Source organism: Streptomyces sp. SID1328 (assembly GCF_009865595.1).
Classification (GTDB): Bacteria; Actinomycetota; Actinomycetes; order Streptomycetales; family Streptomycetaceae; genus Streptomyces; species Streptomyces griseoluteus.
The window spans coordinates 1-18616 of the sequence record NZ_WWKH01000136.1 but is presented as its reverse complement, the minus strand read 5'-3'; the positions used below and the strand labels follow the sequence as shown (position 1 = coordinate 18616).

The window sequence follows — 18616 nt, the reverse complement described above, 5'->3', positions numbered from 1 at the left end:
CGGTTGCCGACGCTCCGCGTCGACGCCCTCCTCCGCCTTGCAGCTGCACGCACCAGGACCCCGCTCGAGTCGGCCACGATGGCGCCGTCGGCCCGAGCCGGCCTGATCCGGAAGACAGGCCCTAAGCCCGTGTTTCGGCTCCGCAGTTGTAGCGTGAGCAAAACGAGCACAACAGGTTCTTGCGAGCAAAAGAAGGGGTTGCGCGCACAAGACTGCTGTCGGAGCGGTGCCGCCCCTACCGTCCCGGTGCATGAGCGCAGACACCAGCCCCGCCATCGAGCTGAGGGGCGCGAGCAAGATCTTCAGAACCCCTTCCGGTGATCCGCACACTGCGGTGCGCGGCCTGGACCTCACCGTGGAGCGCGGCGAGTTCGTCGCCGTCGTCGGTCCGACCGGCTGTGGGAAGTCCACCACGCTGACGCTGGTCAGCGGGCTGGAGGAGCCCTCCGAGGGCGAGGTGCTGGTGGCCGGGCAGCCGGTCGACGGCGTCGGCGACCGGGTCGGCTTCGTCTTCCAGCAGGACGCCACCTTCCCCTGGCGCACGGTGCTCTCCAACGTGATGGCCGGCCCCCGTTTCCGGGGCGTGCCCAAGGCGGAGGCCAAGCAGAAGGCCCGTGAGTGGCTGGCCCGGGTGGGGCTCGCCGCGTTCGAGGACCGGTACCCGCACCAGCTCTCCGGCGGCCAGCGCAAACGCGTCGCCCTCGCCGCGACCTTCGTCAACGACCCCGAGATCCTGCTGATGGACGAGCCGTTCTCCGCGCTCGATGTCCAGACGCGCGCCCTGATGTCGGACGAGCTGCTGGAACTGTGGGAGGGCACCGGCGCCTCCGTCGTCTTCGTCACCCACGACCTGGAGGAGTCGATCGCGCTGGCCGACAAGGTCGTCGTGATGACCGCCGGGCCCGCGACGGTCAAGCAGGTCTTCACCATCGACCTTCCCCGGCCGCGCAAGGTCGAGTCGATCCGGCTGGAGCCCAAGTTCATCGAGATCTACCGCGAGATCTGGGAGTCCCTCGGTGAAGAGGTCCGCATCACCCGTGAGCGAGGTGCCGCCGATGTCGCCTGAGACCGTGACCCCGCCGCTCGCCGACCCCGTCAAGCCGCAGGCCCCGGCCCCGTCGCGTTCGCGGGCGCAGGCCGCCCGCAGGCGCCGGGTGATCGTGGTGGTCGCCCGCGTACTGCTGCTGGTCGGCGTGCTCGGCCTGTGGGAGGCGCTGTCCCGCGCCGAGGTCATCGACCCGTTCAACTTCTCGATGCCCTCGGAGATCTGGGATCAGATCACCTCCTGGGTGCTGCACGGCACCGCGCTCGGCTCCCTGGGCGAACAGATCTGGTACACGCTGTACGAGGCGCTGCTGGGCTGGGTCATCGGCGTCGTGGCCGGTGTCGTCCTCGGCATCGCGCTCGGGCGGGTCGCCTTCCTCGCCGACCTGTTCGGCCCCTACATCAAGGTGCTGAACTCCATCCCGAGGATCGTGCTCGCCCCGATCTTCCTGATCTGGTTCGGCCTCGGACCCGCCTCCAAGGTCGCCTCGGCCGTGGTCCTCGTGTTCTTCCCGGTGTTCTTCAACGCCTTCCAGGGCGCACGGGAGGTCAACCGTGACCTGGTCGCCAACGCCCGCATCCTGGGCGCCACCGACCGGCAGGTCACCCTCCAGGTGGTCATCCCGTCGGCCACCTCCTGGATCTTCACCAGCCTGCACGTCAGCTTCGGCTTCGCACTCATCGGCGCCATCGTGGGCGAGTACATCGGTGCCACCAGGGGGATCGGCCTGCTCGTCGCCCAGTCGCAGGGCACCCTCAACTCCGCGGGCGTGTACGCCGCGATGGTGATCCTCGCGGTCGTGGCGCTCCTCGCCGAGGGGCTGCTGACCTTCGCCGAGCGCCGCGTCTTCCGCTGGAAGTCCTCCGGCTCCGGGCACTGACCGCCCTTCCGCGCGCCGAACTCCCCGTACCCGCACAGTCCCAAGGACGTGACTCGTCATGCGCAAGCGCACCAGAATCGCCTCGCTCACCACCGCCTGTCTGCTCTCCCTCGCCTCCCTCACCGCCTGCGCCAACGAGGTGGCCAGCCACGGCGGTTCCGGGGGCGGTGGCAAGGGCACCAAGGTCAAGATCATGGTCGGTGGTCTCGACAAGGTCATCTACATGCCCGCCATGCTCACCCAGCGGCTCGGCTACTTCGACGCCGAGGGCCTGAACGTGGAGCTGCTGACGGAGCCCGCCGGGGCCCAGGCGGAGACCGCGCTCGTCTCCGGCCAGGTCCAGGGCGCCGTCGGCTTCTACGACCACACCCTCGACCTCCAGGTGAAGGGCAAGTCGGTCGAGTCCGTCGTGCAGTTCTCGCACGCCCCCGGCGAGGTGGAGGTGGTGTCCGCGAAGAAGACGGGCGACATCCACTCGCCCGGCGACTTCAAGGGCCGCAAGCTCGGTGTCACCGGGCTCGGTTCGTCGACCGACTTCCTCACCAAGTACCTCGCGGTCAAGCACGGCGTCCAGGTGAACCAGTTCAGCCCGGTCGCGGTGGGAGCGGGGCCGACGTTCATCGCGGCGCTCCAGAAGGGCTCCATCGACGCGGGCATGACCACCGACCCGACCGTCGCCACGATCCTGGCCAAGAAGGCCGGCCGCGTGCTCATCGACATGCGCACCCCCGAGGGCTCGCAAGAGGCGCTCGGCGGGCCGTACCCCTCGTCAAGCCTGTACATGAACACGGACTGGGTCAACGGTCACAAGGACACCGTCCAGAAGCTCGTCAACGCGTTCGTGAAGACGCTCAACTGGATGTCCACCCACAGTGCCGAGCAGATCGCGGCCAAGATGCCGTCCGACTACTCCCAGGGTGACGAGAAGCTCTACGCGGCCGCCATCAAGAGCACCCTGCCGATGTTCACCAAGGACGGCATCATGCCGGCGCGGGGACCGCAGACCGTTGAGAAGGTGCTCAAGGCATTCAGTCCCAACATCAAGAACGCCGACGTCGACCTCGACAAGACCTACACCACCGAGTTCGCGGAGAAGGCCGCCAAGTAGCCGCTCAAAGGGCGCGGGGTGCCTGGTGCCCCCGCGCCTCTTCCATGCCCGGGGGCGCCGGGTCGCCCAGCGCGTCCGGCAGCACCACCGTGAACTCGGCGCCGCCGCCCGCCGCCGCGCCCACCGAGGCCGAGCCGCCCTGGCGTTCGGCCAGGCGCCGCACCAGCGACAGGCCGATGCCGCGCTTGCCGTGCGCGGGCGGTTCCTTGGTGGACCAGCCCTCCGTGAACACCGACTCCCGCTGCTCCTCGGGCACGCCCGGACCGGTGTCCCGTACCCGGAGCACCACGGTGCGGCCCTCGGGGCGCAACTCGGCCTCCACGCGCGCGTGCGGGGTGCCCGCGACCGCGTCGAGCGCGTTGTCCACCAGGTTGCCCAGCACCGTGACCAGGCCACGCGGGTCGATGAGCCGGTCCGGCAGCCAGGTCTCCTCCGACAGCCTGAGCGCCACCCCGCGTTCGGCGGCGACGGTCGCCTTGCCCACCAGCAGCGCGGCCAGCAACGGGTCCTCGATCCGCTCCGTGACCTGCTCGGCCGTCGCCCGGTGCTCCCCGACCAGCTCGCCGATGAACTCTGCCGCCTCGTCGTACATCTCCAGCTCCAGCAGCCCGAGCAGGGTGTGCATGCGGTTGGCGTGCTCGTGGTCCTGGGCGCGCAGGGCGTCGATCAGGCCGTGCGTGGAGTCGAGTTCGCGGCCGAGCCGCTCCAGTTCCGTGCGGTCGCGCAGGGTGGCCACCGCGCCGCCGTCCTCGGTGGGCATCCGGTTGGCGACCAGGACGCGCCGGCCGCGCACGGTCAGCAGATCGGTGCCGGTCACCCGGCCGGCCAGCACATCCGTCGTACGTCCCGCGCCGAGCGCCTCGTCCGGCGAGCGTCCGACCGCCTCGTCCCCGATGCCGAGCAACCGGCCCGCCTCGTCGTTGAGCAGCCGTATCCGGCCACTGCGGTCGAGTGCGACCACGCCCTCCCGGATGCCGTGCAGCATCGCCTCGCGCTCCGCGAGCAGCGCCGAGATGTCGGAGAATGCCAGGTCACGGGTCTGCCGGTGCACCCGGCGGGAGATCAGCCAGGCGGCGAGCGCGCCCACCGCGAGCGCGCCCCCGGCGTACGCCAGCAGGCCGGGGATGGCGCCGAGCAGCCCGGCGCGCACGCTGTCGTACGCGATGCCCACCGAGACCGCGCCGACGATCCGGTGCCCGGCGTCGTACAGCGGCACCTTGCCGCGCGCGGAGCGGCCCAGGGTGCCCCGGTCGATCTCCATCACCTGGCGTCCGGCCAGGGCGCGGCTGGGGTCGGTGGAGACGCGGCGGCCGACCTCCCTGGTGGTCGGGTGGGACCAACGCGTCCCTCGCGCGTCCATCACCACGATGTACTCGGCGTGCGTGGCCCGCCTGATCCGCTCGGCCTCCCGCTGCACCGGCCCGTCGGGGGTGGGCCGGGTGTGCAGGACGCCCTCGGCGATCGCCGGGTCCTGCGCGGTGGTCTGCGCGATGACCAGCGCCCGGCGCATCGCCTCCTGGTCCAGCTGTCCGCTGAGCGGCGCCAGGAAGAGTCCGGTCGCCAGGACCGCGACCCCGGCCGCGATCGTCACCTGGGTGAGCAGGACCTGCGCGAATGCCCGCCGGGGCAGACCGAGTCGGGGACGGCGGGCCGGGGGAGTGGGAGGCATGCGGAGACGGTACGCGGGATCGCGCACGCCTCCCAGGGCGGCCGCGGTGTCAGCCCGCCAGGGCCGCCGTGTGCAGTGCCCTGATGCCTACGACGTCCATCCGCCCGGGGGTGCCCAGTACGTCCACCCCGCAGCTCTCCGGGCGCGGCGGCAGCGCGGCGGCCTGGGCCACGCCCACCCGCCAGCCCCGGCCGTCCGCGTGGCCGACGGTGACCTCCCAGCGGGGCGCGGTGCCCTCGGTGCGGACGACATGGAGCGCGTCCGCCGTGTACTCGGCCGTCGCCGCCCGAACGGCCAGTTCGGCGGCCTGGCCGGGGCGGTCCCAGGCAGAGCGGCCGCGGCAGTCCTCCAGCAGCACCTGCCCGTCCTGGGCCCAGTGCAGGGCCTCCTTGACCGTGTGCGCCTCGGCGCGGGCGTACGCGTAGCCGTACGGCAGCACGAGCACGGTGGGGGCGAAGCGATGACCACCCAGATGAGTGACCTCCCAGACGCCGGGCACGTCGGACGCGGTCAGTTCGGCAGCCAGCGGGCGGCCCAGCAGGGCGCAGCAGCGGTCGCGCTTTCCGTTGGTGCACACCAGCGCGAGCGGGTCACCGGTCTGCGGGCGCCCGCCGAGCACCGACGCGAAGGAGCGGGGGTCGCCCGCGCCCAGGGCGGCGAAGTCCAGGCCGAGGAGTTGGCGCGGGTCGCGGGTCGTCGTGCCGTACAGCCACACGTTTCCCGGAACTGTGTGGGCCACATACACCTGCCGCACGGGCGGTGTACCGGGGTCGGCGTGTCGGCCGGGGCGTCTGATCAACGCCACCCGTACGCCGGTGTCCTTGGCGGCGGCCTCCAGGGCACGGCCCAGCACCGGGTCCAGATGGCTCGCGGTCAGCGCTTTCGCACCCCAGGGGCCCGGCTGTTCCAGCAGCAGCCACGTCGTCGCCGTGGCCGCCGTACCGGAAACGGGCTCGTCGAGGTTCCGGGAGACGGTCGCACACCTACTCACGCAGGTGAGCCTAACCTGACTTGCAGGCGAATACGACTCACGGTTCGGGCAATGGCCGCGGGGGTCGCGGGCCGACGTACTGGCCGCTCGGGCGCATGCGCAGCGGGCGTTCGCCGTACTCCTCCAGGGCGTGCGCGATCCAGCCCGCGGTACGGGCCACGGCGAAGAGGGTCTCGCCCGCCGTGTCGGGCATGCCGCAGGAGGCGGTGAAGACCGCCAGGGCGAGGTCCACGTTGGCGTGCAGCGGGGTGTGCCGCGCCGTGGTCGCGGCGATGTCGCGCGCGGCGAGCAGGGCGGGTTCCGCGGCCGGGAGCTGCTCCAGCAGCCCGAAGAGCGCCTGCGCGCGCGGGTCCTCGCCGGGATAGAGCCGGTGACCCAGGCCGGGGATACGGCGGCCGGCCCGGAGTTCGGCGGCGATCACGGGGCCCGCGGCGCCCTGGTCGAGCACTTCGAGCAACAGCCGGTGGGCCAGGCCGCTGGCCGCGCCGTGCAACGGGCCTTCCAGGGCGCCCAGCCCGGCCGAGACCGCCGCGTACGCGTGCGCGCGGGCCGAGGCGGCGACCCGGACCGCCAGGGTGGAGGCGGCGAGATCGTGGTCGGCGAGCAGACCGAGCGCGGTGTCCAGCACCCGCACCGAGGCGTCGTCGGCGGTCCGGCCGGTCAGCCTGTGCCACAGGCGGCGGGCCACGGGGCCGTCGTCGGGGTGGTCGCGCCGGGCCGGGGGGAGGGCGCCGACGAGTGTGGGGATGAGCACGCGCCCCGCGCCCAGTACGGACTCCTCGGACAGGTCGAAGCGCAGCGGGTCCTCGGCCGACGCGGCGATGGCCGCCGCGCGCAGGCGGTCGGTGGGGGAGGCGTGCGCGGGCAGCGCGTTGACGGCCCGACGGGCGGCGTCAACGGTTGACTCCGGCGCGGTGAAGGAAGCGCCGGGGACGAGCCGGCCGGTCCACAGCCACTCCGCGACCTCCTCGAACGAGTGACGCGCGGCCAGCTCCGTGGCGTCGACCCCACGGAAGTAGTACCGGCCCTCCTCGATCAACGTGATGCCGGTCCGTACCGACAGGTCGACGCCGGCGGCCGAAGTCGCGGCCGCCTCGCGCCTGTTGCGCTGGGCCAGGGCCGTCACCTCCTGCGCGTCGAAGGTGCTGGCGCGGCTGCCGGGCTCCCGTCTGCTGCTGAGCAGTCCCCGGCTCACGTAGGCGTACACCGTCTCCGGCTTCACGCCGAGGAATTCGGCGGTCTCCTTGGTGGTCAGCCGCCCCTCGGGCCGGCCGGGGGCGAGTTCGTGAGCGCGCATGAGGGTCACCGTAGCCCTCTCTGGACAGGTGGACGGGCAACATTGATCCAATCAATATTGACAGGGAATTGGTCAAGCATGGACAGTCGGATCAAGTTCAGGGAGGAACATCATGGCCAGCATCAGGACCGCACCCCTCGTCCAGGTACCGCGTGGACTCGCCGGCGTCGTCGTCACCGACACCGAGATCGGCGACGTACGGGGAGCCGAGGGCTTCTACCACTACCGCCAGTACTCCGCCGTCGAACTCGCGCGCACCTGCGGCTTCGAGGACGTGTGGCACCTCCTGGTCCACGGCGACCTCCCCGGCCCCGATCAGCGGGCCGCCTTCACCGCCGAGGTCGCCGGACTAAGGCACCTGCCCGAGGAGGTCCGCGAGGCGCTGCCCGCCGTAGCCGCCGCGAGCCGCGTCGCCGGTCCGCTCGCCGGACTCCGCACGGCCCTGTCCCTGCTCGGCGCGGCCCGCGGCTTCCAGCCCGTGTACGACATCGACGCCGGCCGGCGTCGCGCGGACACCCTCGCCGCCTGCGCCGCCGTGCCCACGTTGCTGACCGCGCTGTACCGGCTCGGGCAGGGACTTGAGCCGGTCGAGCCCCGCGTTGATCTGTCGTACGCGGCCAACTACCTGTACACGTTGACCGGCGAGGAACCCGAGGCTCGACAGGCCCGTGCGGTCGAGCAATACCTCATCTCAACCATTGACCACGGATTCAACGCGTCAACCTTCACCGCTCGCGTCGTCGCCTCCACCGGCGCCGACGTGGCCGCCTGCCTGGTGGGCGCCCTCGGCGCACTCTCCGGACCCCTCCACGGCGGAGCGCCCAGCCGCGCCCTCGACACCCTCGACGCGATCGGCACCCCGGACCGGATCGACCCCTGGGTCCGTGAACGGGTCCTCGCCGGTGACCGGATCATGGGCTTCGGCCACGCCGTCTACCGGACCGAGGACCCCCGCTCCCGCATGCTCCGCGAGATCGCCCTCGACTTCGGCGGCCCGCGCGTCGACTTCGCCGTGGAGGTCGAGCGGCACGTCGAGGCGATCCTCGCCGAACTCAAGCCGGGCCGTGAACTGCACACCAACGTCGAGTTCTACGCCGGAGTGGTCATGGAACTGTGCGGTCTGCCCAGGGAGATGTTCACCCCCACCTTCGCCGCCGGACGCGTCGTCGGCTGGAGCGCCAACATCCTGGAGCAGTCGGCCGACCCGAAGATCATCCGCCCGGTGGCCCGCTACGTGGGCCCCGAGGCGCCCGTGCCCGTCCCGGCGCCGACGCCGGTGCCCGCCGGCATCTGAGGCCCCCTCGCTGAGGCCACCCGCCGTGCCGCCGCAGGCCGTCGCACCCTTCGTATCCTGGTCGGACAGTCCGTCCGCCGGGCGCCCCACGCCGGTGCGGCGCCCGGCGAGAAGCGTGGGAAGGGTGCCACCCGTTGGCGAACAGCCGTAGTGCGCAGATTCCGGTCGTCGTGCTGGCCGGGTTCCTGGGGTCCGGGAAGACGACGTTGCTCAACCACCTGCTGCACCGCAGTGGAGGCAGCCGGATCGGGGCCGTCGTCAATGACTTCGGGTCGATCGAGATCGACGCGATGGCCGTCGCCGGGGCGCTCGGGGACTCCACCGTGTCGCTCGGCAACGGCTGCCTGTGCTGCGCGGTCGACGCCGGCGAGCTGGACACCTACCTGGCCCGGCTCGCCGCCCCCGCCGCCGGGATCGACGTGATCGTCATCGAGGCCAGCGGGCTCGCCGAGCCGCAGGAGCTGGTGCGGATGGTGCTGGCCAGTGAGCAGCCGGAGATCATGTACGGCGGGCTCGTCGAGGTGGTGGACGCCGCCGAGTTCGACGACACCCGCGCCCGGCACCCCGAGATCGACCGGCACCTCGCCCTCGCCGACCTCGTCGTGGTCAACAAGCTCGACCGGGCACCCGACGCCGACCGCGTCCTCGGCCTGGTCCGCGAACTCACCGAGGGCGCCGTGCTCCCCGCCACATACGGCCGGATCGACCCGGAGTTCCTCTTCGACTGCCGCCCCAGCGAGGAGCGCGTCGGCCAGCTCTCCTTCGACGACCTGCACAGCCACGACGGCCCCGACGGAGACGGCGAACCCGACGCCCGCCCCGCCCACCTGCACTCCGCCTACGACACCCTGTCCTTCACCTCGGACATCGCCATGGACCCCCGCGCTCTGATGCGCTTCCTGGACGGCCGCCCGGAGGGCCTGTACCGGATCAAGGGATACATCGACTTCGGCGCCCACGACCCCGCCAACCACTACGCCGTACACGCCGTCGGCCGCTTCCTGCGCTTCCTGCCCGAGCCCTGGCCGCCCGGCGCGGAGCGCCTCACCCAGCTCGTCCTGATCGGCACCGGCATCGACGCCGACGCCCTCGGCAAGGAGCTGGACGCCAGCCGAGGCGCCGCCGACGAGACCGACGAGCAGGCCATGTGGGGCGTGCTCCGCTACGTGCCGGGCTCCGAGGACCAGCCCGGCACACCGTGAAGCCGGCACACCGGGGCGCCCGCCACCGGGCGCCCGGCACACCCTGAGCCCCGGCTAGACCACCGGCCCGGCCACCACCGACACGGTCTTCGCCAGCGACGTCCCCGACCCGTCGCGGCGCGGGTCCAGCTCCGGCAGCTCCACCGGCAGCCCGGTCTTCTGCGCCGCCCGCGCCGGGGCGGGACCCGCCCAGGCCAGCGCGAGGCAGTCCTCGCCCTTCAGGAAGCGCTGGCAGCGCACCCCGCCGGTCGCCCGGCCCTTGCGCGGGAACTGGTCGAACGGGGTCAGCTTGGCCGTCGTCTGCACCGAGTCGTCCAGCGTGCCCCGCGAGCCCGCCACCGTGAACACCACCGCGTCGACGGCGGGGTCGACCGCCGTGAACGAGATCACCTTCGCGCCCTCGGTGAGCTTGATGCCCGCCACACCCCCCGCCGGACGGCCCTGCTGACGCACCTGGGCCGCCTGATAGCGCAGGAGTTGGGCGTCGTCGGAGATGAACACCAGGTCCTCCTCGCCGGTGCGCAGCTCCACCGCGCCGACGATCCGGTCACCCTCCCTCAGGGTGATGACCTCCAACTCGTCCTTGTTGGACGGATAGTCGGGCAACACCCGCTTGACGACGCCCTGTTCGGTGCCGATCGCGAGGCCCGGCGAGGTCTCGTCCAGCGTGGTCAGGCAGACCACGGTCTCGTCGCCCTCCAGGGACACGAACTCGGCCAGCGGCGCCCCTCCGGAGAGGTTCGGCGCGCTCGCGGTGTCGGGCAACTGGGGCAGGTCGACCACGTTGATCCGCAGCAGGCGCCCGCTCGACGTCACCGCCCCGATCTCACCCCGCGCGGTCGCCGGCACCGAGGAGACGATCACGTCGTGCTTGGCCCGGCCGCCCTCCTGCGGAACCGGCTCGGCGCCGGTCGTACGGGCCAGCAGCGCGGTCGAGGACAGCAGTACCCGGCACGGGTCGTCGGCCACCTGGAGCGGCACCGTGGCCACCTGGGAGGCCGCCGACTCCAGCAGGACCGTACGCCGGTCGGAGCCGAACTTCTTGGCGACGGCGGCCAGTTCGCCCGAGACCAGCTTGCGCAGCTCCGCGTCCGACTCCAGGATGCGGGTCAGCTCCTCGATCTCCTGGTTGAGCCGGTCCTTCTCCGCCTCCAGCTCGATCCGGTCGTACTTGGTGAGGCGGCGCAGCGGCGTGTCGAGGATGTACTGGGTCTGGATGTCGCTCAGGCCGTAGCGCTCCATCAGGCGCTCCTTGGCCTGCGCGGAGTTCTCGCTGGAGCGGATGACCCGGATGACCTCGTCGATGTCGACGAGCGCGGTCAGCAGGCCCTCCACCAGGTGCAGCCGGTCGCGGCGCTTGGTGCGGCGGAACTCGCTGCGGCGGCGCACGACCTCGAAGCGGTGGTCGAGGTAGACCTCCAGCAGCTCCTTGAGGCCCAGCGTGAGCGGCTGGCCGTCCACCAGCGCCACATTGTTGATGCCGAAGGACTCCTCCATGGGGGTCAGCTTGTAGAGCTGCTCGAGGATCGCCTCCGGCACGAAGCCGTTCTTGATCTCGATGACCAGGCGCAGACCGTGCTCACGGTCGGTGAGGTCCTTGACGTCCGCGATGCCCTGGACCTTCTTCGCGTTGACCAGGTCCTTGATCTTCGCGATGACCTTCTCGGGGCCGACCGCGAAGGGCAGCTCGGTGACCACCAGGCCCTTGCGGCGGGCGGTCACCGCCTCGATGGCGACCGTCGCCCGCATCTTGAAGGAGCCCCGGCCGCTCGCGTACGCGTCCCGGATGCCGTCCAGGCCGACGATCCGGCCGCCGGTGGGCAGGTCGGGGCCGGGGACGTGGCGCATCAGGGCGTCGAGGTCCGCGTTCGGGTGCTTGATCAGGTGGCGGGCGGCCGCGATGACCTCGCGCAGGTTGTGCGGCGGCATGTTCGTCGCCATGCCGACCGCGATGCCGGAGGAGCCGTTGACCAGCAGGTTCGGGAAGGCGGCGGGGAGAGCGACCGGCTCCTGCTCCTGGCCGTCGTAGTTCGGCGCGAAGTCGACCGTGTCCTCGTCGATCGACTCCGTCATCAGGCTCGCCGCGGCGGCCATCCGGCACTCGGTGTACCGCATGGCGGCCGGCGGGTCGTCGTTGCCCAGGGAGCCGAAGTTGCCGTGTCCGTCGACCAGCGGGACGCGCATCGAGAAGGGCTGCGCCATGCGCACCAGCGCGTCGTAGATCGACGCGTCGCCGTGCGGGTGCAGCTTGCCCATGACCTCGCCGACCACGCGCGCGCACTTCACGTAGGCGCGCTCGGGGCGCAGGCCCATCTCGTTCATCTGGTAGACGATGCGGCGGTGCACCGGCTTCAGACCGTCACGGGCGTCCGGCAGAGCACGCGAGTAGATGACCGAGTACGCGTATTCGAGGTAGGAGCCGCGCATCTCGTCCACGACGTCGATGTCGAGGATCTTCTCCTCGTACGAGTCGTCGGGCGGCGGGGTCTTGGTGCTGCGGCGGGCCATCGCTGCCGGCTCCTTGCTGAAGGCGTGGGACGGATCGGACGCGGACCATTGTGGACCGGGGCACTGACAACGCGGGCCGCGACCCGGTCCGCACGGGTCCGCCCCCGGTGCTCGGCGGCCCGGCGCTCCACCGCCGTACGCCGGCCGGGAGCGCGCTCGCCATGAGCACGCCTGACGCAGGCTAGTCGATCCGCTGTGGGCGTACGTCGGGCGGGAACTCCGCCGGGCCCTCGCACGCTTTGCATACAGTGGCAGGAACGGCAGGAAAACCGCGGTTTCACTCGACCGCCACCGCTTGCGAAGGGACGTACATGCCCATGGGTCACACGACCACAGCCCAGGCAGGCTCCGGGGGCCTGACAGCGACCGAGCACCGCCTGGCCAACGGTCTGCGCGTGGTGCTCTCCGAGGACCACCTGACCCCGGTCGCGGCGGTCTGCCTCTGGTACGACGTCGGCTCCCGCCACGAGGTCGCGGGCCGCACCGGCCTGGCGCACCTCTTCGAGCACCTGATGTTCCAGGGTTCCGGCCAGGTCAAGGGCAACGGCCACTTCGAGCTGGTCCAGGGCGCCGGCGGCTCGCTCAACGGCACGACGAGCTTCGAACGCACCAACTACTTCGAGACGATGCCCGCCCACCAGCTCGAACTCGCCCTGTGGCTCGAGGCCGACCGGATGGGCTCCCTGCTGGCCGCGCTGGACGACGAGTCGATGGAGAACCAGCGCGACGTCGTCAAGAACGAGCGCCGCCAGCGTTACGACAACGTCCCCTACGGCACCGCCTTCGAGAAGCTGACCGCCATGGTCTACCCCGAGGGCCACCCCTACCACCACACTCCGATCGGCTCCATGGCCGACCTGGACGCGGCCACGCTGGAGGACGCCCGCGCGTTCTTCCGCACCTATTACGCGCCCAACAACGCGGTGCTCTCCGTGGTCGGCGACATCGACCCCGAGCAGACGCTGGCCTGGATCGAGAAGTACTTCGGCTCCATCCCCGGCCACGACGGCAAGCCCGCCCCGCGCGACGGCTCGCTGCCCGACGTCATCGGAGGCGAGCTGCGCGAGGTCGTCGTGGAGGAGGTCCCGGCGCGCGCCCTGATGGCCGCCTACCGGCTCCCGGAGGACGGCACGCGCGCGTCCGACGCGGCCGACCTGGCCCTCACCGTCCTCGGCGGCGGCGAGTCCTCGCGCCTCTACAACCGGCTGGTGCGCCGCGACCGTACGGCCGTGGCCGCCGGGTTCGGGCTGCTCCGGCTGGCCGGCGCGCCCTCGCTGGGCTGGCTGGACGTGAAGACCTCCGGCGACGTCGAGGTCCCGGTCATCGAGGCCGCGATCGACGAGGAGCTGGCCCGCTTCGCGGAGGAGGGCCCGACCCCGGAGGAGATGGAGCGCGCCCAGGCCCAGCTGGAGCGCGAGTGGCTGGACCGGCTCGGCACCGTCGCGGGCCGTGCCGACGAACTGTGCCGGTACACCGTCCTGTTCGGCGACCCGCAGCTCGCCCTGACAGCCGTCCAGCGTGTCCTGGAGGTGACCCCGGAGGAGGTCCGCGAGGTCGCCAAGGCCCGCCTGCGCCCGGACAACCGCGCCGTGCTCGTCTACGAGCCGAAGTCCCCGGAGGCGGTCGAGGACGCCGACCTGCCCGACGACCCGGAGCACGAGGCCACCGTAGAGGCCGGCAACGACGACGAGGAGACGGCCAAGTGACCGAGCTCGCCCCCATGGAGTTCCACCCCCAGCCGCAGGCCGGCGAGGCCAAGCCGTGGGCGTTCCCGGCGCCGGAGCGCTCCACGCTGGACAACGGCCTGACCGTGCTGCGCTGCCACCGCCCCGGCCAGCAGGTCGTCGCCGTGGAGGTGCTGCTCGACGCCCCCCTGGACGCCGAGCCGGCCGGCCTCGACGGTGTCGCCACGATCATGGCGCGCGCCTTCTCCGAGGGCACCGACAAGGACTCCGCCGAGGAGTTCGCCGCCGAGCTGGAGCGGGCCGGCGCCACGCTGGACGCGCATGCCGACCACCCCGGCGTCCGGCTCAGCCTGGAGGTGCCCGCCTCCCGCCTGGAGAAGGGCCTCACCCTGCTCGCGGACGCCCTGCGTGCCCCCGCCTTCGCGGAGAGCGAGGTCGAGCGCCTGGTCCGCAACCGCCTGGACGAGATCCCGCACGAGCTGGCCAGCCCGGCCCGCCGCGCCGCGAAGGAGCTGTCCAAGGAGCTGTTCCCGGCCTCCGTCCGCATGTCCCGGCCGCGTCAGGGCACCGAGGAGACCGTCGAGAAGATCGACGCGGACGCCGTCCGTGCCTTCTACGACCGTCATGTCCGCCCCGCCACCGCCACCGCGGTGGTCGTCGGCGACCTCGACGGCATCGACCTCGACGCGCTGTTCGCCGAGACCCTGGGCGCCTGGTCCGGCACGCCCGGCCAGGCCCGCCCGGTGCCGCCCGTGACCGCCGACGACACCGGCCGCGTGGTCATCGTGGACCGGCCCGGCGCCGTGCAGACGCAGCTCCTCATCGGCCGCATCGGCTCCGACCGGCACGACCGCGTGTGGCCCGCGCAGGTGCTCGGCACCTACTGCCTCGGCGGCACCCTGACCTCCCGCCTGGACCGGGTCCTGCGCGAGGAGAAGGGCTACACCTACGGCGTGCGCGCCTTCGGCCAGGTACTGCGCTCCGCCCCGGACGGCACCGGCGCCTCGCTGCTCGCCATCAGCGGCTCCGTGGACACCCCGAACACGGGCCCGGCGCTCGCGGACCTGTGGACGGTGCTGCACACGCTGGCCGCCGAGGGTCTGACCGACGCCGAGCGGGACGTGGCCGTGCAGAACCTCGTCGGCGTGGCCCCGCTGAAGTACGAGACGGCCGCCGCCGTAGCCGGCACCCTTGCGGACCAGGTCGAGCAGCACCTGCCGGACGACTTCCAGGCGGAGCTGTACCGCACGCTCGCGGCCACCGGCACCGTGGAGGCCACGGCCGCCGTGGTGAACGCCTTCCCAGCCGACCGGCTGGTCACGGTCCTCGTCGGCGACGCCGCCCAGATCAAGGAGCCCGTCGAGGCGCTCGGCATCGGCGAGGTCAAGGTGGTCTCGGCAGAGTAGCCGCACGCGAGTGGGTCCTGACGGCGCGCAAGTCGTCAGGGCCCACCGCTGTGTTCGGGAGCGCCCTCGAACAGCGGTCAACAAATGTCCGGATTGGGGCGGAGGTTACCCCTCTGACGTGTGGGATGCACTACAAAAGCCCGGACCCGTTTGAAGATCCGCTCCCGTCCCCTTTAGCTTCTTCCGGGCTGTTCGTCAGGCAGTGCGCCGCGCCCGCGGCACCGGACAGCCATCGCCGAGTCCCCCGCAGGGGGAGCCGGGGACCCACGCAGTCCCTGGGGTGAATCGGGCGCCCGCGCGCGAGCGAGGGCGGCCGTAGGAGACCTTCCTGCTCCGAACCCGTCAGCTAACCCGGTAGGCGAGAGGGAAGGAAAGGAACAGCCTGCTCATGGCGTTCATGTGCGCCACCGGGAAGCACCGCAAGCCCGGCCGGGTCAAGCGCACCACCGCAACGGCGGCCGGTGTGGCGGCTCTCACCACCGGTGTCGTCGGCACCCTCGCGGCCTCCCCGGCGCTCGCCGCGGACAACTCCGTCGAGAACACCGGCCTCACCCCCGTCATCGCCGTCAGCGACACCCTCGCCGACGAGATCGCCGCGCAGGCCACCGCTCAGAAGGCGACCGCCGAGCGCAAGGCCGCCGAGGAGGCCGCCGAGCGCGCCGCCGCCGAGCGGGCCCGCGAGGCCAAGGAGCGCGCCGCCCGCAAGGCCGAGCGCGAGCGCCTCAACTCCTTCGTCATGCCGATCACCGGCTCCTACGTCTCCACCGCCTACCAGGCCTCCAGTTCGCTGTGGTCCTCCGGTTCCCACACCGGCATCGACTTCCACGCCGCCAGCGGCACCGCGGTCCACGCGGCCGGCGCAGGCACCGTGGTCTCCACCGGCTGGGGCGGCGCGTACGGCAACGAGATCGTGATCCGGATGGCCGACGGGATGTACACCCAGTACGGCCACCTGTCGTCCATCGGTGTCAGCGTGGGCCAGCGCGTCATTCCGGGCCAGCAGATCGCCCTGTCCGGCGCCACCGGCAACGTCACCGGCCCGCACCTGCACTTCGAGGCCCGTACCGGCCCCGACTACGGGTCCGACGTCGACCCCGTCGCCTACCTCCGCAAGCACGGCGTGAACGTCTGACCGCTCCGGTCCCGTGAAAGCCCCGGCCCACCCGGCCGGGGCTTTTCGCTGTGCGCTTTCCTCCGGGCGCTGTCCAAAAAATAGCCATGGATTCCGGTAGGCCGTCGGAAATCCTCGCGCATTGCCATAGAGTCACGGGACAAGCGCTGTCGTCGGCGTTTCTCGGGTATTAAGGCGGAGGTGGGTCATGCGTATTCCGGCGCACTCGGTGTGCACGGCGATCCGGGACGACATCGTCGCCGGAATCCACGAGCGCGGCGGCCGGCTCACCGAGGAGGTCCTCGCCCGCCGTTACGGCGTCTCCCGCGTCCCCGTCCGCGAGGCACTGCGCACGCTGGAGGCCGAGGGCTTCGTGGTGACCCGGCGCCACGCGGGCGCCTGCGTGGCCGAGCCCACCGAGCAGGAGGCCGCCGACCTGCTGGAGATGCGCCTGCTGCTGGAGCCGCTCGGCGCCGCGCGGGCCGCCCAGCGGCGCACCGAGGCCCATCTGAAGGTGCTGCGCGGCCTGGTCAGACTGGGTCAGGAGCGGGCCAGGCTCGGCAACAGCGACGACCTGCGCGCGCTGGACGGCTGGTTCCACGAGACGCTCGCCCAGGCGTGCGGCAGTCACGCGCTGACCTCGGCGCTCACCCAGCTCCGGCACAAGATCGCATGGATGTACAGCGTGGATGGTCCGGTCAGCCCGCCGGAGACCTGGGCCGAGCACGGCGCGATCGTGGACGCGGTGGCGCGCGGCGACAGCGACCGCGCGCGGGCGGTCACGGCGCTGCACACCGAGCGCGCGACCCTCGCCCACCGGCTGCGCACCCCCGCCGGCGATCGCGCCCGGCACGCGCAACATCCTGTAAACACAGCGGGACTCCGGAATTAACACGGGCGCTGTATACAAAGAGGGATATTCGCTTGCCGGGCAATTGTGCTGCCCATTTCCGGCGTGCCGTCAATTGCCGACGGTGCGCTATTGGTGGCACCTTAATTCGGCGTGCGGAAACACAGAAGCCGCGCCGCCCCCGAAGGGGCGACGCGGCTTCCGCCGGGAACGGGGTCAGACCGTCTCGGGCAGTTCGTCCAGGCCCTCGGCGACCAGCTTGGCCAGCCGGTCCAGCGCGACGTCCGCGCCGTCGGCGTCGGAGGCGAGGACGATCTCCTCGCCGCCCTGGGCGCCCAGGCCCAGGACGGCCAGCATCGAGCCCGCGTTGACCGGGGTGCCGCCGGACTTGGCGATCGTGACCGGGACGCCTGTGGCCGTGGCGGCTCGGACGAAGATGGAAGCGGGGCGGGCGTGGAGGCCCTCGGCCCAGCCGACGTTGACGCGGCGCTCAGCCATGTGATGCTGCCCTTCAGTCTCTCAGGTTGTCTAGACCAGTTTCCCATACCGGGAACCGTGCCCGGAGCGGCACTTCACCGCTCCGGAACCTCTGCGTACCGGCCGTCGGACCGCGGCCTCGGCCCGACTTCCGTGTCCCGCCCACTGCCTCGCGCCGTACGCCCGCGCGAGCCGTACCCTGGGCCCATGCAGACCCCGGCGGACCGGCAGGACCGGCACGAGTACCCCGCCCACTGGGAGGCGGACGTGGTGCTGCGCGACGGCGGTACCGCGCGCATCCGGCCCATCACCGCCGACGACGCCGACCGTCTCGTCAGCTTCTACGAGCAGGTGTCCGACGAGTCGAAGTACTACCGCTTCTTCGCGCCGTACCCGCGGCTCTCCGCCAAGGACGTGCACCGCTTCACGCACCACGACTTCGTGGACCGGGTGGGGCTCGCCGCCACCGTCGGCGGCGAGTTCATCGCCACCGTACGCTACGACCGCATCGGCGCCGACGGTATGGCCGCCTCCGCCCCGGCCGACGAGGCCGAGGTCGCCTTCCTGGTGCAGGACGCCCATCAGGGCCGGGGTGTCGCCTCCGCGCTGCTGGAGCACATCGCGGCCGTCGCCCGCGAGCGCGGTATCCGGCGCTTCGCCGCCGAGGTGCTGCCGGCCAACACCAAGATGATCAAGGTGTTCACCGACGCCGGGTACACCCAGAAGCGCAGCTTCGAGGACGGGGTGGTCCGGCTGGAGTTCGGGCTCGAACCCACCGACCGCTCGATGGCCGTGCAGCTCGCGCGGGAGCAGCGCGCCGAAGCCCACTCGGTGCGGCGGCTGCTGGCCCCCGGCTCCGTGGCCGTCATCGGTGTCGGCCGCGCGCCCGGCGGGGTCGGACGCAGCGTGCTCGGCAACATCCGGGACGCGGGGTACGCGGGCCCGCTGTACGCGGTCAACAACGCCTTCCCGGACGGCTGTGACGAGGTCGACGGGGTGCCCGCCCACCGCTCGGTCCGGGAGATCGAGGGCCCGGTGGACGTGGCCGTGGTCGCCGTACCGGCCGACGTGGTGCCCGAGGTGGTCGCCGTAC

15 protein-coding genes and 1 riboswitch are annotated in these 18616 nt (G+C 72.0%); of the genes, 10 read left to right on the top strand and 5 right to left on the bottom strand.

Annotation, left to right across the window (positions count from 1 at the left end):
- Positions 1 to 250 precede the first annotated feature (250 nt).
- Genes GT030_RS04250 through GT030_RS04240 form a run of 3 tightly spaced genes read left to right on the top strand, consistent with a single transcriptional unit; the run spans position 251 to position 3033 of the window.
- Complete coding sequence (locus GT030_RS04250) at positions 251 to 1066, top strand: ABC transporter ATP-binding protein (protein ID WP_161199909.1); 816 nt, start codon at positions 251 to 253, stop codon at positions 1064 to 1066.
- Complete coding sequence (locus GT030_RS04245) at positions 1056 to 1925, top strand: ABC transporter permease (protein ID WP_161199908.1); 870 nt, start codon at positions 1056 to 1058, stop codon at positions 1923 to 1925. Before GT030_RS04250 ends, GT030_RS04245 begins: the two co-directional genes overlap by 11 nt.
- A 58-nt stretch (positions 1926 to 1983) precedes the next feature.
- A complete protein-coding gene (locus tag GT030_RS04240) occupies positions 1984 to 3033 on the top strand; it encodes an ABC transporter substrate-binding protein (protein WP_161199907.1) in 1050 nt (349 codons plus the stop codon).
- A 4-nt stretch (positions 3034 to 3037) separates the two neighbouring features.
- Here GT030_RS04240 and GT030_RS04235 read toward each other — a convergent pair whose 3' ends face one another.
- The 3 genes from GT030_RS04235 to GT030_RS04225 are packed head-to-tail and all read right to left on the bottom strand — an operon-like array spanning position 3038 to position 6990.
- Positions 3038 to 4702, bottom strand: a complete 1665-nt coding sequence (locus GT030_RS04235) for a sensor histidine kinase (RefSeq protein ID WP_161199906.1) — start codon at positions 4700 to 4702, stop codon at positions 3038 to 3040.
- A gap of 49 nt (positions 4703 to 4751) precedes the next feature.
- Positions 4752 to 5693 (bottom strand): sucrase ferredoxin, encoded by a 942-nt coding sequence (locus tag GT030_RS04230; protein WP_161199905.1) that lies wholly within the window; start codon positions 5691 to 5693, stop codon positions 4752 to 4754.
- 37 nt (positions 5694 to 5730) lie between these two features.
- On the bottom strand, positions 5731 to 6990 hold the full coding sequence (locus tag GT030_RS04225) for a citrate synthase (RefSeq protein ID WP_161199904.1): 1260 nt from the start codon (positions 6988 to 6990) through the stop codon (positions 5731 to 5733).
- Positions 6991 to 7102: 112 nt separating this feature from the next.
- On the opposite strand from GT030_RS04225, the gene GT030_RS04220 reads away from it, so the two are divergent.
- Complete coding sequence (locus GT030_RS04220) at positions 7103 to 8284, top strand: citrate synthase/methylcitrate synthase (RefSeq protein WP_161199903.1); 1182 nt, start codon at positions 7103 to 7105, stop codon at positions 8282 to 8284.
- A 134-nt stretch (positions 8285 to 8418) separates the two neighbouring features.
- The gene (locus tag GT030_RS04215) at positions 8419 to 9486 is read left to right on the top strand and encodes a GTP-binding protein (protein ID WP_161199902.1); all 1068 of its coding nucleotides are present in this window, start codon (positions 8419 to 8421) and stop codon (positions 9484 to 9486) included.
- A gap of 54 nt (positions 9487 to 9540) precedes the next feature.
- On the opposite strand, the gene GT030_RS04210 is transcribed toward GT030_RS04215, so the two are convergent.
- The gene (locus GT030_RS04210; RefSeq protein WP_161199901.1) at positions 9541 to 11994 is read right to left on the bottom strand and encodes a DNA topoisomerase IV subunit A; all 2454 of its coding nucleotides are present in this window, start codon (positions 11992 to 11994) and stop codon (positions 9541 to 9543) included.
- Between the two features lie 311 nt (positions 11995 to 12305).
- On the opposite strand from GT030_RS04210, the gene GT030_RS04205 reads away from it, so the two are divergent.
- The 4 genes from GT030_RS04205 (at position 12306) to GT030_RS04190 (ending at position 17088) form a co-directional block, all read left to right on the top strand.
- Complete coding sequence (locus tag GT030_RS04205) at positions 12306 to 13700, top strand: pitrilysin family protein (RefSeq protein WP_161199900.1); 1395 nt, start codon at positions 12306 to 12308, stop codon at positions 13698 to 13700.
- Complete coding sequence (locus tag GT030_RS04200) at positions 13697 to 15085, top strand: pitrilysin family protein (RefSeq protein ID WP_161199899.1); 1389 nt, start codon at positions 13697 to 13699, stop codon at positions 15083 to 15085. Before GT030_RS04205 ends, GT030_RS04200 begins: the two co-directional genes overlap by 4 nt.
- A 223-nt stretch (positions 15086 to 15308) precedes the next feature.
- A riboswitch (cyclic di-AMP (ydaO/yuaA leader) is annotated at positions 15309 to 15461 on the top strand.
- Between the two features lie 12 nt (positions 15462 to 15473).
- Positions 15474 to 16217 (top strand): M23 family metallopeptidase, encoded by a 744-nt coding sequence (locus GT030_RS04195; protein WP_161199898.1) that lies wholly within the window; start codon positions 15474 to 15476, stop codon positions 16215 to 16217.
- 187 nt (positions 16218 to 16404) lie between these two features.
- On the top strand, positions 16405 to 17088 hold the full coding sequence (locus GT030_RS04190) for a GntR family transcriptional regulator (protein WP_161199897.1): 684 nt from the start codon (positions 16405 to 16407) through the stop codon (positions 17086 to 17088).
- Between the two features lie 174 nt (positions 17089 to 17262).
- On the opposite strand, the gene GT030_RS04185 is transcribed toward GT030_RS04190, so the two are convergent.
- A complete protein-coding gene (locus GT030_RS04185) occupies positions 17263 to 17544 on the bottom strand; it encodes an HPr family phosphocarrier protein (protein WP_161199896.1) in 282 nt (93 codons plus the stop codon).
- 186 nt (positions 17545 to 17730) lie between these two features.
- Between GT030_RS04185 and GT030_RS04180 the strand changes: the two genes are divergently transcribed.
- The coding region (locus GT030_RS04180; protein ID WP_161199895.1) for a GNAT family N-acetyltransferase at positions 17731 to 18616 on the top strand (886 nt) is incomplete at its 3' end.